Raw genomic sequence first — 14096 nt, forward strand, 5'->3', positions numbered from 1 at the left:
CGAGCCATTTGAAAAGGCAAGATTTTAGCGGCTGGCAGGCCGGTTTAGGTCAATTTGCCGGGCGCAAGTACTTCTTGGAGACCCAGCCTTCGGTGCCGTCGCCCTCGATCTTCACATTCGCCCAGCCGCCGATTTCGGCCACGACGAGCACTTCGTCGTTCTTGCGGACGCGGTCGATCACGCTGTCGCTGGTGGACGGGCCGGAGCGCACGTTGAGCGCATTGGCAGACACGCTCCAAAGCGTGCCGCCCTCGACTTTCGGCGCCGAGGTGTCGCGATATTCCGGCGACGGTTTGAGCTCGGGGCCCGGCATCCGCGCGTTCGGCGTAACGCGGGTGATCAACGAGGCTTTCTCGATTTTCGGCGTGTTGGCTTGCGATGCGGCGGCAGCCTTCGCAATAATTTGAGGTGCTTCGCTGGCCGAAAGCTCTTGATTGTCGCTCGCGGCGCGTGTCACCTGCGCAGTGTCATTCGACGTAGCCGCCGAGGCTTGTGCGATGTCCCCGGGAACGTCGCGTCCGGCGATGGCCATAACGGCGTAAATACCCGCCAAAGTGGTCAACAACAACTTACCCATGTTCAACCCCCTGATTCCGAATTGGCAGCTCTGGAATCGTCAAAAATGTTAACACGATTCTCTCTGCTCTACGTCGGTGAAATTCCGCCGACGGGGGAAAAGTTCCGTGGAAATTCTTATTCCTGCTTTTCCCGCTGGACCGGGATCGGGTGCGGCTTTAGTAAATCGGCATGAGCAGTGACGAAGAAAATCCCCTCTCCACCAGTTCCGAACCGCTGAGCCGCGCGATCGGCGAGCGCTATCTGACCTATGCGCTCTCGACGATTATGCACCGGGCGCTGCCCGATGCGCGTGACGGGTTGAAGCCGGTGCATCGGCGTATCCTGTTCGCGATGCGCGAGCTGAAGCTGTCGCCGACCGGCGGCTTCCGGAAATCCGCGAAAATCTCGGGCGACGTGATGGGGAACTACCACCCCCATGGCGATGCCGCGATCTACGATGCGATGGCGCGTCTCGCGCAGGATTTCGCGATGCGCTACAAGCTCGTCGACGGGCAGGGCAATTTCGGCAATATCGACGGCGATAACCCGGCAGCCTCGCGTTACACTGAGGCGCGTCTGGCCTCCCCCTCCGAGTCGCTTTTGCAAGGTCTGGCCGAAGACGCAGTCGATTACCGCCCGAACTACGACGGCACGCTGACCGAGCCGGTCGTGCTGCCCGCCGCCTTCCCGAACCTGCTGGCCAATGGCGCAAGCGGCATCGCGGTCGGCATGGCCACGAATATCCCGCCGCACAATCTCGGCGAGCTGGTCGAGGCGCTTTTGGAGATGATCAAGCGTCCTGACATCACCGATGACGAGCTGGTCGAGCATATCCCCGGCCCCGATTTCCCGACCGGCGGCGTGCTGGTAGAACCGCCCGAGAATGTCCGCGACGCCTATCGCACGGGCCGCGGCGCGTTCCGCCTGCGGGCGCGTTGGGAGAAAGAGGAACTGGGTCGCGGTCAATGGCAGATCGTCGTCACCGAGATCCCCTATCAGGTGCAGAAATCGAAGCTGATCGAGCGTCTGGCCGAGGTCATCCAGACCCGCAAAGTGCCCGCGCTGGCCGATGTGCGCGACGAGAGCGCCGACGATATCCGCATCGTGCTGGAGCCGAAATCGCGCACCGTCGAGCCCGAGATGCTCATGGGGATGCTGTTCAAGAACTCCGATCTGGAGGTCCGGTTCTCGCTCAACATGAACGTGCTGATCGACGGGCGGGTGCCGAAGGTCTGCTCGCTCAAGGAGGTGCTGCGTGCCTTCCTCGATCACCGGCGCGAGGTGCTGCTGCGCCGCTCGCAGCACCGGATGGACAAGATCGACGCGCGTCTCGAAGTGCTCGAAGGCTATATCATCGCCTTCCTGAACCTCGACCGGGTGATTGAGATCATCCGCTACGAGGACGAGCCCAAGGCGATGCTGATGGCCGAGTTCGAGCTGTCCGACGTGCAGGCCGAAGCGATCCTCAACATGCGCCTGCGCAGTCTGCGCAAGCTCGAGGAAATGGAGCTCAAGCGCGAGCGTGATGCGCTGATCGAAGAGCGCTCGGGGCTCGAAGACCTGCTCGCCTCCGAAAAGCTGCAATGGAAGACGATCGGCGGTGAGCTGAAAGACATCGACAAGAAATTCGGCCGCAATGCCGAGGGCGGCGCACGGCGCACCGGCTTCGCCGAGGCAGGCGAAGTCGAGGAAGTGCCGATCGAGGCAATGATCGAGCGCGAGCCGATCACCGTGATCCTGTCGAAGATGGGTTGGATCCGCGCGATGAAGGGTCACAACGCGCTCGATGCCGAGGTGAAGTTCAAGGATGGCGACGGGCCGATGTTCGCCATGCATGCCGAGACCACGGACCGGATCGTCGCGATGGGCTCCAACGGACGTGCCTATACCGTGCTCGGGGCGAATCTGCCCGGCGGGCGCGGCATGGGCGAGCCGCTGCGGCTGATGGTCGATCTGCCCAACGAGGCGGAGGTGACCCATCTGCTGCTGCCGAAGGCGGGCGAGAAATATCTGCTGGCCTCCTCGGATGGCGACGGCTTCATCTGTCCGGGCGAGGAGCTCGTGGCGCAGACCAAATCAGGCAAGCAGGTTCTGAACATGAAGGGCGCGGCGAAAACCACCGTCTGTTCGAAGATCGACGGCGATACGGTCGCCTGCGTCGGGCAGAACCGAAAGCTGCTGGTCTTCGCGCTGGAAGAATTGCCCGAGATGGCGCGCGGTAAGGGCGTCCGGTTGCAGAAATACAAGGATGGCGGGTTGAGCGATGCGAAGACCTTCACCTTGGCCGATGGGCTGAGCTGGAAGGACCCGGCTGGCCGCACCCGGACCGAGACTGATCTGGCCGAGTGGACCGGCAAGCGGGCCTCGGCGGGCCGCATGGCGCCGCGCGGCTTCCCGCGGGATAACAGGTTCACCTGAGGCTTTGCCTGAGGGATCGTCCGGGCAGGCCCGGGCGATCCGGCAGGGGGCGCTGCCCCCTCTTGCCCTGTCGGGCAATTCACCCCCGGGATATTTTCGCCAAGGCGAAGGGCGCGTGTTTGCGCGCGTCCGTCACGCGCGCTCTGCCGTCAGCCAGATGCCGCCCTTCGGGCGTGTCGTCAGGATCATCTCCGGCACAGGCTCGCGCCCCGGCACGGCGGTGAAGCGGAACCGGGCGAGGAGCGTGGCGAGGATGATCTGCGCTTCCTGCATCGCGAAGCCCGCGCCGATGCAGATGCGCGGCCCGGCCCCGAAAGGCAGGAAGGCGAAGCGGTCATGCGTCGGGTTGGCGAAACGATCCGGGCGGAACGCATGCGGGTCCTCCCATAGCGCATGGTGGCGGTGCAGCGCGTAGATCGGCAGCATCACCGTGTCGCCCGCGCGCACCTCGCGCCCCAGAAGGCTGTCGGGTTTGCGCGCCGTGCGCGACAGGAAGCCCGCAGGCGGGTAGAGGCGCAGGCTTTCGTTCACGATCTGCGCGATGAGGGGCATCTTCGGCAGGTCGTCGACGGTCGCCGCGTGGGTGCCGAGCGCGGCCTGCGCCTCGCTGCGGGCGGCCTCCTGCACCTGCGGGTCGAAGGCGCAGAGGTAGAGCGCCCAGGCGAGCGTCAGCGCGGTCGTCTCGTGGCCTGCGACGATGAAGGTCAGCAGGTTGTCGCGCAGCTCGGCAGGGCTCATCTCGCGGCCGGTTTCGGGGTCCTGCGCGCCGTCGAGCAGGTCCAGAAGGTCGGGCACCGCCTTCGCCTCGCCCGCGCGCCGGGCCTCGATCGCGCGGTCGGCATGGCGCTTGAGGTCGCGCACGACGCCCGAGGAGATCACCCGATGCGGGCGCGGCACCCAGGCGGGCAGGGCGAAGAGGTCGAGAAGCGAGACCTTCGCCGTCTGCGCGATATAGGCGTCGATCGCCCGGTGGATCGCGGCGCGGTCGAAGCCCTCGTCGCCGGAGAAGGTCACGTCCGAGATCACCTCGAAGGTCGCGGCCACCATTTCCTGATGCAGGTCCACCGCGCGACCGGTATCGGCCGCGGTGCTGATGCGCGCCGCAGAGGCCTCTGCTGCGGCGCCCATGACGGGGGCGAGCGCCTCCATGTTGCGCGCGGCGAAGACCGGCGAGGCGGCGCGGCGCTGCCAGCGCCATTCGGCCCCTTCGGCGACGAACAGACCTTCCCCAACGGCAGGGCCGAGAATGAGTTTGGTCACCACCGATTTCGGATAATCCTCGACGCGGGTCTTGAGGATGTGGCGCAGGCTGTCGGGGTCCATCACCATATGCCAGCGCGCCCCGGTATTGCCCGAGATGATCGGCGCATGGGTCGCCAATTCCGGTATGATTTCCAAGAGGTTGCGCCGCGCGGCGCGGAAGCTCGCGAAGATGCCCAGCGGATGCTCGGCAAGGGGCGCACGGGCCGGAAGGCGGTGGGTGTCGTCTGTCGCAGCGTAATCCATGACGAGATGGTAGTGCGGCGCCGGTCGCTGCCCAAGCGAAACCGCGAACACAGACAGGCGAAACCCTGCATTCCGGGCTTGATTTTTCCCCGCCAGCGCAATAGGTAGCGCGCGATATTGACTCGGGCTCGCTGCTAGCGGCCCCCTAACCAGAGGCGCCCCGCGAGATGGCAAAGGAAAAGTTTGAACGTAACAAACCGCACGTCAACATCGGCACGATTGGCCACGTTGACCACGGCAAGACGACGCTGACGGCTGCGATCACGAAGTATTTCGGTGATTTCCGCGCGTATGACCAGATCGACGGCGCGCCGGAAGAGAAGGCCCGCGGGATCACGATCTCGACCGCGCACGTGGAGTACGAGACCGAGTCGCGTCACTACGCGCACGTCGACTGCCCCGGCCACGCCGACTACGTGAAGAACATGATCACGGGTGCAGCGCAGATGGACGGCGCGATCCTGGTTGTGAACGCAGCTGACGGCCCGATGCCGCAGACCCGCGAGCACATCCTGCTCGGCCGTCAGGTCGGCATCCCGGCGATGGTCGTGTACCTGAACAAGGTTGACCAGGTCGACGACGAAGAGCTGCTCGAGCTCGTGGAAATGGAAGTTCGCGAACTTCTGTCGTCCTATGACTTCCCCGGCGACGATATCCCGATCATCAAGGGTTCGGCTCTGGCCGCGATGGAAGGCCGTGATCCGGAAATCGGCGAGAACTCGATCCGTGCGCTGATGGAAGCTGTCGACAGCTACATCCCGACGCCGGAGCGCGCCGTGGACCAGCCCTTCCTGATGCCGATCGAAGACGTGTTCTCGATCTCGGGCCGTGGTACGGTTGTGACCGGCCGCGTCGAGCGTGGCGTGATCAACGTCGGCGACGAACTGGAAATCGTGGGTATCCGCGACACCTCGAAGACGACCTGCACGGGCGTCGAGATGTTCCGCAAGCTGCTGGACCGTGGTGAAGCTGGCGACAACATCGGCGCGCTGCTGCGCGGTGTGGACCGTGACGGCGTCGAGCGTGGTCAGGTTCTGTGTAAGCCGGGTTCGGTGAAGCCGCACACGAAGTTCGAAGCTGAAGCCTACATCCTCACCAAAGAGGAAGGTGGTCGTCACACCCCGTTCTTCGCGAACTACCGTCCGCAGTTCTACTTCCGCACGACGGACGTGACCGGAACCGTGACCCTTCCCGAGGGCACCGAGATGGTCATGCCGGGCGACAACCTGAAGTTCGAAGTCGAACTGATCGCCCCGATCGCGATGGAAGACGGTCTGCGCTTCGCAATCCGCGAAGGTGGCCGCACCGTCGGCGCCGGCGTCGTCTCCAAAATCATCGAGTGATCCTCGGATCATAGCGATTTGCGAAGGGCCGCCCGGTTGGGCGGCCCTTTTGCTTTGCGTGAAGGGCGTGCGCGGGTGGTCGTAATCGCGGGCGTGTCGCGCTAGGTCTTCTGCAGGGCGGACCATGGGGGAGGATGCGGGACATGGCAGAGGCGACTGCGGCACGCGAGTGCCATTGGGACGTGGACGGGCTGCGGATCGCCGGGCGCGCGTGGGGCCCCGAGGAGGGGCTTCCGGTCTTGGCGCTGCACGGCTGGATGGATCATGCGGACAGCTTTGCCGCGCTCGCGCCGCGGCTCGAGGGCTGCCACGTCGTTGCGCTCGATCTGAGCGGGCAGGGCCTGAGCGGGCATCGCGCGGCCCATGCGAGCTATAATATCTGGGACGACCTGCCGCAGATCCTGCGGGTGCTCGACGCTCTGGGCTGGGAGGACTGCGTGCTGCTGGGCCATTCGCGCGGCGCTAATATTTCGGCGCTGCTGGCAGCGGCGATGCCGGAGCGGGTGCGCGGGGTCATCGCGCTCGATTCGCTGGCGCCCGAGCCGGTGGCGCGGGATTTCGTCACAACGCTGCGCGCCTATCTGACCGAGGTGCCAAGGCAGGCGGCGCGGCCTCCGCGCCGTTTCCCGACGCGTGAGGACTATATCGCGCGCCGCGCGGGGCAGGGCAATGCGCGCGCGGTGGCCGAGGCGCTGGCGGAGCGTGCGCTGGAAGAAGGCCCGGAGGGCTGGCATCTGCGCGGAGACCGGCGGCTGTTCGCGAGCTCTGCGGTGAAGCTCGACCGCGATGACGTGGAGGCGGTGCTGCGGGCGATCCGGGCGCCGGTGCTCAACATCTGGGCCGGGGACGGGATACGGGCGCAGCGTGAGGGCACGGCGGAACTGGCGCGATGGGGGGCGGAGCTGATCGCCGATTATGAGAGCATCGAGATCGCGGGCGACCACCATTTCCACCTCGACCCGGAGGCGGCGGAGCAGATCGCGGAGGCGGTGAAGGGCTGGCTTGCGCGCAAGCTGTAAGCGGGCGGCTGGCGCGGCCCCGTCGCTTGCGCTAGACTGATGAAGCGCATGATGGAGGCTCCGATGGACAAGACCCTTTTCTGATCCCGTTTCCCTGAAACCCTGATCGAGAGAGGTCTCTCCATGTCTGCCCATCCGCTGCCGCGGCGCTTTCCTGCGCCCGATACCCGTAATCCCGTTCTTCTGCCCGATGGCACGCCGCATGAACCGACCGTGTTCCTGCAGGCGGTGATCGATCATCCCAATATCGAGGTCGGTCGCTATGCCTATTACAGCCCGCTTGCCCCCGTGACGGACGCGGCGGCGGAGCTTGCGCCCTACCTTTATCCCGGCTGCCCCGAGCGGCTGGTGATCGGGCCCTTCGCGCAGATCGCGCATGGGGTGCGCTTCATCACCGCCTCGGCCAATCATCCGATGGGCGGGATCACCACCTATCCGTTTCGGATCTTCGACATGGAGACGGCCGGGAAATATCTCGAGGAGAATGCCGCGATCGGCGACACCGTGATCGGGCCGGATGTCTGGCTCGGCTTCAACACGATGGTGATGCCCGGTGTGCACATCGGGGCGGGGGCGATCGTGGCGGCTGGCTCGGTGGTCGCGCAGGATGTGCCGCCCTTTGCAATCGTCGCGGGCAATCCGGCGCGCGTGGTGCGGTCCCGGTTCAGCCCCGATGAGATTGCACGATTGCTCGATCTGGCGTGGTGGGACTTGCCGGTGGAGGTGATCCAGAGGGCGTTGCCCGCGCTGGAGGCAGGGGATGTGGCGGCGCTGGCCGAACACGCGCCTTGAGCGAGAGGCTTGCCGCTGCGCGCAACGACGCTAGGCTCTGGGCAACGCTACGATTTCTCCCGGAGCCCGGATGACCAACAGCCCGATCCTCTTCTCGCATATCCTGACTGGTGCGCCCGATCCCGACGGGCCTGCCGACATCGTCGAGGCGTTGCGGGACGAGCGGCTCGCTTGGGCGCATCTCGACGGGACGCATCCGCAGGCGCAGCGCTGGATTCGTGAGGAGCTGGATTACCTCGACCCGCAGGCGGTGGAGGCCTTGCTGGATGTCGATACGCGCCCGCGGATGAGCCAGATCGGTGAGGGGCTTCTGGTGATCCTGCGCGCGATCAACTTCAACGAGGGCGAAGACCCCGAAGATATGGTCTCGCTGCGGATGTATCTCGACCGGCAGCGTATCCTGACGATTTCGCGCAAGCGGGTGCGCGCGATCGAAGGGATGAACGCGGCGATCCGCGACGGCAAGGGGCCCAGCGATGCGGGAACCTTCCTCGTGCGACTGACCGAGGATATCGTCGGCAATATCGGGGTGTTCCAGACCGAGTTGGACGAGCGTGCCGAGGCGTTGGAAGATCAGGTCTATGGCGGGCAGGCCGATCACATGCGCCACGATGTTCTGGATTTGCGGCTGCAGGTGATTGCGGCGCGGCGTTACCTCGCGCCGCAACGCGAGGCGTTGATCCGTCTGACACAGGCGGAGAGCCCGCTCATCGACGAGGTCACGCGGCGCGAGATCGAGGAAGAAGCGCTGAAGATGACGCGGATTTCGGAAGATATGGACGAGCTGCGCGATCAGGCGCAGGTGCTTCGCGAAGAACTGTCGAGCCAACTCTCGGACCGGGTCAACCGCAACACTTTCGTGCTGTCGGTCGTGTCGACGATCTTCCTGCCGCTCGGGTTTCTCACCGGTCTGTTCGGGGTCAATCTCGGCGGGATGCCGGGGCTGAACTCCGACAATGCGTTTAATTATCTGGTAATCGTCTGCGTGGTGATCGTCGCCGCGCAGTTGATCGTAATGGGCTTCCTGCGCCTCTATTCGAAGCGCAGGAAGCGATAGTTCGCGCGATCAGGCGGCCTCGCGCATGTGGCGGCCTTCCTGAATCTCCTCGATGATCTTGGCGACGAAATCATCCAGATCGTTCGGGTTGCGCGACGTGACGACGCCGTTGTCGGACACCACGGATTCGTTCACCCAGTCGCCGCCGGCGTTTTCGACATCGGTGCGGACCGAGTGATACGAGGTCATTTTGCGCCCCTTGGCGATGCCGGCCTCGATCAGGAGCCACGGCGCGTGGCAGATCGCGGCGACGACCTTGCCTTGGTCGTAGAAGCTGCGCAGGAGATCCAGCGCGCTTTTTTCGACGCGAAGTAGGTCGGGGTTGATCTGACCGCCGGGGAGTACGATCGCATCGTAGTTGGAGGCGACGACGTCCGAGATCTTGCACTGCACCGAAACGGTCTCGCCCCAGTCGGTCTCGTCCCAGCCGCGAATGTCTTCGCCATCGAGCGAGGCGAGGTCGATTTGCGCGCCAGCCTCGGTCAGCTTGTCGCGCGGAACGGTCAATTCGGCTTGCTCGAAACCGTCGGTAGCCATGATCAGAATGCGGGCTTCGGAAATCTTGGGCATTTGCTTTCCTTTCCTAAGGCGCAGCTTGCGCAGGTTCGGAAGAAAAACGATCTGCGCCCGGCATGCGTTCCACGGCGATTTCTTCGGCGGGGAAATGCGAAAGATAGGTGGAAAGGCACTTGATTTCGGTCGCGTGAGACTTTAGCACCCACGCCACGGCCTAGGGGTATAGCTCAGTTGGTAGAGCATCGGTCTCCAAAACCGAGGGTCGCGGGTTCGAGTCCCTCTGCCCCTGCCAGCCGTTTCCTGAAAATTTACGTTCGTTCGCGTAACGTTCCTGAAGTGGCGTCCTCTGACGCCGGTTTTGGGCGCTGTCGCGAGGAACCGTCGTGCTTGGCAGAATTTTCCGGGTCTTTCAGCGATATGTCGATGCGAATCTCCGGATTTCGCGAAGGGTGCCGGATCTGGGGCCGCGCGCGGCGGCTCGGCGGGTGCATGTCACGCGCTACGATTTCTGCGGCAACCGTCTTCGCCTCGAAGGGCGAATCGATGCGCGCGAGGTGATTTTACGCTTGGGGGGCGTGGCGCAGCACTGCGCGCTCGAGCCTGATGCGTCGGGGCTGGCGAAGTTTGCCTTTGACGTGCCTTTCTGGCCCGACAAGGTGGAACTGGCCCTTCCCGATACGGATGCCGATGGGCAGGGTGAGGAAAGCTGGGTTTTGCCGCCGATTGGCAGGGCTCGCCTCGCATGGGGGCAGCTGCGCATCGCCCCGGTGTTCCTGTGGCGAATCGCACGTCATGCCCGCGATATCTGGCTCTGGCGAAACCACGGCGACAGTGCCGCGGGGATTCGCGTGAAATCCGCGCTTGGTTTCGTGGGGCCGTCGCGGGGTGCGACGCTACCGTGCGACCTGCTCCGCACCAGCGCGCCGACTGAGCCGTCCACGTTCCCCGGGATCGTGATCGTGTTGCCGGTGTTCAATGCGCGGGCGCTGCTGCGCGAGGCGCTCGCCCGCGTCGTTCAGCACACCGATCTCGATTGGCATCTGGTCGTGATCGAGGATCGCTCGACTGATCCAGAGATGCGGCCGTTTCTGCGCGATTGGTGTGCTGGCCGGGCGAATGCGACGCTTTTGGAAAATGACACGAACCTTGGCTTCGTCGCGTCGGTCAATCGCGGGTTTGAGGTGGCGCTCAGGCGCTTTCCCGACCGCCCTGTGGTCTTGCTGAATTCCGATGCCCTCGTGCCTGCGGGCTGGGCGTCACGGCTTGTGGTTCCGCTTTCCGATCCGCAGGTCGCAAGTGTCACGCCAATGTCGAATGACGCGCAGATATTGTCCGTCCCGAAGGCCGGAGCGCGGAGCGATCTGCCGCCCGGTGCCGTCGATCAGATCGACGCCGTCGCCGCGCGCATGAACCCGGTGCAGGCGCGCGCCGACCTGCCGACCGGGATCGGCTTTTGTATGGCGCTCGCACCGCGCTTTCTTGCAAGGTTCCCGCAGTTCGACGCCGTGTTCGGGCGTGGCTACGGCGAAGAGACAGATTGGTGTCAGAAGGTCGGGCGGCTCGGGGGGCGGCATGTCGGGATCGGCTCGCTCTTCGTGGAGCATCGCGGTAGCGCCTCCTTCGGCGCGGCAGCGCGTCGAAAGCTGCTCGACTGCAATCAGGCGACGATCGAGAGGCGCTATCCAAGCTATCCGCGCGCCGTCGATCGTTTTCTCTCCACTGATCCGCTCGCGGCCCCGCGTTTCGCGCTCGCCCTGGCCCGAGCGGGGGCGCTGCAAACCGAGCCGATCAAGTTATGGCTCGGACATTCCCTCGGCGGCGGTGCGGAAATGTGGTTGCGCAAAGAAATCGCATCGGAGCTTCGCGCCGGCCGGCGGTGCGTCGTTCTTCGCGTCGGTGGGCCCGTGCGCTGGTCTATCGAGCTTCACGACCCGCTAGGCCTGAGCACGGTCGAGACATCGGATCGCGCGGTAGTGCTATCCCTGCTGAAGTTTCTGCCGGATCGCCACGTCATCTATTCCTGCGGCGTTGGCCATCCGAGCCCGCTCGAGATACCCGCGCTGCTTACGGAACTATCCGCGGGGCAGCGGCTCGATATCCTGTTTCACGACTACTTGCCCCTAAGCGAGGCCTACACGCTCCTGCGTGCGCCAAACAGCTTGCGCGAGATCCCCGAATACATCGGCCCTCGGGCCAAGTCTCGAAAGTCGTCTCGGCGCTCTTCAACCGACGAACTCTCGGATTGGGAAAGCGCGTGGGGCGCGGCACTGACCAGCGCAACGCGATTGCAAGTTTTCTCGCGCAGCTCCGCAGAGATTGTGGCCTCGGCCCGCCCAGACGTCGCGCATAAGATCGAGTGCAAACCGCATGATGTGGCTCGGCCTGCGATTCTCGTCCGGCCGCCTCCTGGACCCCAGGCGAGCGCCCGCACCGCGGGCTCTGTTCTTGGCGTGCTTGGTCATATCGGCGTCCACAAAGGTGCCGCGGTTGTCGAAGCTCTGGGCGAGACCTTCGCCGCCAATGGCCGCGCGCGGCTCGTGCTGTTGGGAAGTCTCGATACGCGGTTTCATTTGGGCACGCCGAACCACGTCCACGGCCCGTTTGAGCCCACAGATTTGCAGATGCTGATCGCACGGTACGGAATTGAGCGATGGCTGATCCCATCGCTCTGGCCGGAGACCTTTTCCTTCACCACGCATGAGGCGCTCGCCACCGGTCTGCCAGTGTACTGTTTCGACCTCGGCGCTCAAGCTGAAGCGGTCAGAGCTGCAGGCGCACAGGGGGGTGTCTTGCCGCTGCCACGCAGGCCATCGGATATAGACATCGATCGCCTCTTTGGGGCGCCCGCCACGCAGAGGTGGGTGGCATGACGCTCGAAGACAGTCATGCGATCTTTCATATAGGCGCCCCGAAATGCGGCAGTTCGGCTCTTCAAGCAGCATGGAGCGCGGAACCGGACCGACCATCGCGCACCGGTTTGCGTGTGCGCTATATCGGCGCGGTGCGGGTGGGCGGCAAACTCATGCCGTTGCGTGGCAGGGCCGTGCGCCGCGCTGATGCGTTGTCTCCCTATGGCTATGTCTCGATGCCCGATCCCGGCCGGGAGGTCGCGGCGAAATCTCTCGGCGATTTCGTCTTGCGCGAGATCGCACGCGCGCGGCGGCGCGGCTATATCCCGTTCTTCTCGAATGAGGGCTGGATTCGTCGGCCCGATTTCTTTACGCGGTTACTTTCTGACCTCGGCCATCCGCTCGTGACCGTGCTGGCCTTTTTGCGTCCTCCCCTGACGTGGATGAACGCGGCGTTCTGGCAATGGGGCGTCTGGAGTCGGCCCCGCTTCGACGATTGGATTTCGTCCCGCCGTGTCCCGTTCTGCTTTGGCGGAGATCTCGCAGCCTGGGCGCGCATTCCCAACGTAGGACTGCAGGTCGCGCCAGCAAAGCAAGATGTGGTCACCTTCGCCGACGCTTTGCTGGGAACGCCGGGCAACGCAATCGGACCATGCAACAGCACGGGCAGCGCAGCACAGTTTGGTTTTTTGCTGCGCAATCGCCGTTTTCGGCCGGACAGCCATCGCGCGGAGATCGAGTTTGTATTGCAACGGCAAATGGCGAACGGCCCCACGCTGCGCCGCGCGTGGGCGATCGCGCCACGTCACGTCGAGACACTGCAGCGGCTTGCACAGAGCCAACGTCGAGAGCTCGAGCGCGTCTTACCCGCCGTACAAGCGGAGCAAATATTCGACGACCCGCTCTGGACGGCGCCATATCCGTATCATCCTGAAATCGAGCGCGGCCCGGCGCCGCTCGATGATCTCGATGAATTGCGCGCGTTTGCGGGAGGTCTTCTTTCAAAACCGTTGTGCAAGGGGGCAGAGCTCGGTGCACTCGACGCGTCTATAGCGGAGCGGCTCGGCAACCTTCTGCGCGCGGACCGTTCCCTTCGGTGGCGGACCGCGCTCCTTGGAGCGCCGCGAGATCAAACGCCGCGGCCCAGATCGTTCACCTTGCGAGGAGATCCCGGTAGCTCGTCCTGAGGGCCAAAAGGCCAAGGGCCAGCGCCACGAGCGACACGCCGATGACGTAGAACGCAGAGAGATAATCGGGCTGATAGGTCGGGAAAAACCCGCGCCGCAGATAGCCGATCACATGGACCAGCGGGTTAAACCAAAGGGTGTCCGCGGCCCAGCGCGGCAACTGGTCGGTGAGGAAAAAGACTCCGGAAATCAGGAACATCGGACGCATCAGGATCGACCATATCTGCTGCCAGACCGGCGCGCGCAGAAAGAGGTAGCAGTTCAGGGCGCCGATACCGAAGGAAAGCAGTACGGCGAGACCCGCTGCTTCCAAGATACCCAGCGGATCAGGGCTCGCGCGGGTGTCGAACGTCAGGAGGCATCCCTGAAGCACAAGGTAGGAAACAACGAGTTTCGTCAGGGCATTCAGGGCGAGCCGTGCGATGAGCGCATCGACAAAGCTCACAGTGGGATAAGCGAGGAGAGCGCGCGAGTAGGTGAGGGCGTTGGCGACCTTCGACTGAACGTCTGAAAACAACATGAATGGCAGTAAGCCCGTCGCGTAGAAAAGGGCGAAACTGGCCCCGAGCGGCGGGGCGTGAAAGGTCAACGAAAAGAACAGCGTCAACAGGGCGACGCCGCCGATCGGCTCGAGCAACGCCCAAAGATAGCCCCCCGGTGAGCGACCGTAGCTTGCCGACATCTCGCGCAGAATGAGCGCGCCGATGGCACGAAGCGCCGGAAAGGACCGGGCCGGGATGCGCGCCGCGCGGGAGGAGAACATTTCGAGCCTCGTTTACCGGTTTTCAATTCGGATCGTGTTCGCTGGACCCTGACGCGACCGATAGTGGAGCCAATTGTGAAACACGCGG

At 64.3% G+C, this 14096-nt stretch carries 11 protein-coding genes and 1 tRNA gene; 8 read left to right on the plus strand and 4 right to left on the minus strand.

Annotated elements, in window-relative coordinates; all coding sequences use genetic code 11:
• Positions 1–49: 49 nt before the first annotated feature.
• Positions 50–577 carry an SH3 domain-containing protein gene (locus BMI89_RS13000; protein ID WP_078571241.1) on the minus strand — a complete coding sequence of 176 codons (528 nt, stop codon included), beginning with the start codon at positions 575–577 and terminating at the stop codon, positions 50–52.
• Between the two features lie 170 nt (positions 578–747).
• On the opposite strand from BMI89_RS13000, the gene parC reads away from it, so the two are divergent.
• Positions 748–2976, plus strand: coding sequence for a DNA topoisomerase IV subunit A (gene parC / locus BMI89_RS13005; RefSeq protein ID WP_078571242.1), 2229 nt, complete (start codon positions 748–750; stop codon positions 2974–2976).
• A gap of 132 nt (positions 2977–3108) precedes the next feature.
• Here parC and BMI89_RS13010 read toward each other — a convergent pair whose 3' ends face one another.
• On the minus strand, positions 3109–4482 hold the full coding sequence (locus BMI89_RS13010; RefSeq protein WP_078571330.1) for a cytochrome P450: 1374 nt from the start codon (positions 4480–4482) through the stop codon (positions 3109–3111).
• A 167-nt stretch (positions 4483–4649) separates the two neighbouring features.
• On the opposite strand from BMI89_RS13010, the gene tuf reads away from it, so the two are divergent.
• The 4 genes from tuf (at position 4650) to BMI89_RS13030 (ending at position 8693) form a co-directional block, all read left to right on the plus strand.
• On the plus strand, positions 4650–5825 hold the full coding sequence (gene tuf / locus BMI89_RS13015; protein ID WP_078521300.1) for an elongation factor Tu: 1176 nt from the start codon (positions 4650–4652) through the stop codon (positions 5823–5825).
• 143 nt (positions 5826–5968) lie between these two features.
• Positions 5969–6844, plus strand: a complete 876-nt coding sequence (locus tag BMI89_RS13020; RefSeq protein WP_143593907.1) for an alpha/beta fold hydrolase — start codon at positions 5969–5971, stop codon at positions 6842–6844.
• 123 nt (positions 6845–6967) lie between these two features.
• Positions 6968–7636 (plus strand): CatB-related O-acetyltransferase, encoded by a 669-nt coding sequence (locus BMI89_RS13025; RefSeq protein ID WP_078571244.1) that lies wholly within the window; start codon positions 6968–6970, stop codon positions 7634–7636.
• Positions 7637–7706: 70 nt separating this feature from the next.
• Positions 7707–8693: a zinc transporter ZntB gene (locus tag BMI89_RS13030; protein ID WP_078571245.1), complete on the plus strand. Its 987-nt coding sequence runs from the start codon at positions 7707–7709 to the stop codon at positions 8691–8693.
• A 9-nt stretch (positions 8694–8702) separates the two neighbouring features.
• Here the strand turns inward: BMI89_RS13030 and BMI89_RS13035 are convergent, their stop codons facing one another.
• Positions 8703–9263 carry a type 1 glutamine amidotransferase domain-containing protein gene (locus tag BMI89_RS13035; RefSeq protein WP_078571246.1) on the minus strand — a complete coding sequence of 187 codons (561 nt, stop codon included), beginning with the start codon at positions 9261–9263 and terminating at the stop codon, positions 8703–8705.
• 162 nt (positions 9264–9425) lie between these two features.
• Between BMI89_RS13035 and BMI89_RS13040 the strand changes: the two genes are divergently transcribed.
• From BMI89_RS13040 to BMI89_RS13050, 3 genes are all read left to right on the plus strand, one after another.
• Positions 9426–9501 (plus strand) — tRNA-Trp (locus BMI89_RS13040).
• A gap of 91 nt (positions 9502–9592) precedes the next feature.
• Positions 9593–12079, plus strand: coding sequence for a glycosyltransferase (locus BMI89_RS13045; protein ID WP_078571247.1), 2487 nt, complete (start codon positions 9593–9595; stop codon positions 12077–12079).
• Positions 12076–13245 carry a hypothetical protein gene (locus BMI89_RS13050; protein WP_078571248.1) on the plus strand — a complete coding sequence of 390 codons (1170 nt, stop codon included), beginning with the start codon at positions 12076–12078 and terminating at the stop codon, positions 13243–13245. Before BMI89_RS13045 ends, BMI89_RS13050 begins: the two co-directional genes overlap by 4 nt.
• On the opposite strand, the gene BMI89_RS13055 is transcribed toward BMI89_RS13050, so the two are convergent.
• The gene (locus BMI89_RS13055) at positions 13211–14008 is read right to left on the minus strand and encodes an ABC transporter permease (RefSeq protein WP_078571249.1); all 798 of its coding nucleotides are present in this window, start codon (positions 14006–14008) and stop codon (positions 13211–13213) included. The genes BMI89_RS13050 and BMI89_RS13055 overlap by 35 nt on opposite strands.
• Positions 14009–14096: the final 88 nt, after the last annotated feature.

The organism is Thioclava sp. F36-7, assembly GCF_002020075.1.
Classification (GTDB): domain Bacteria; phylum Pseudomonadota; class Alphaproteobacteria; order Rhodobacterales; family Rhodobacteraceae; genus Thioclava; species Thioclava sediminum.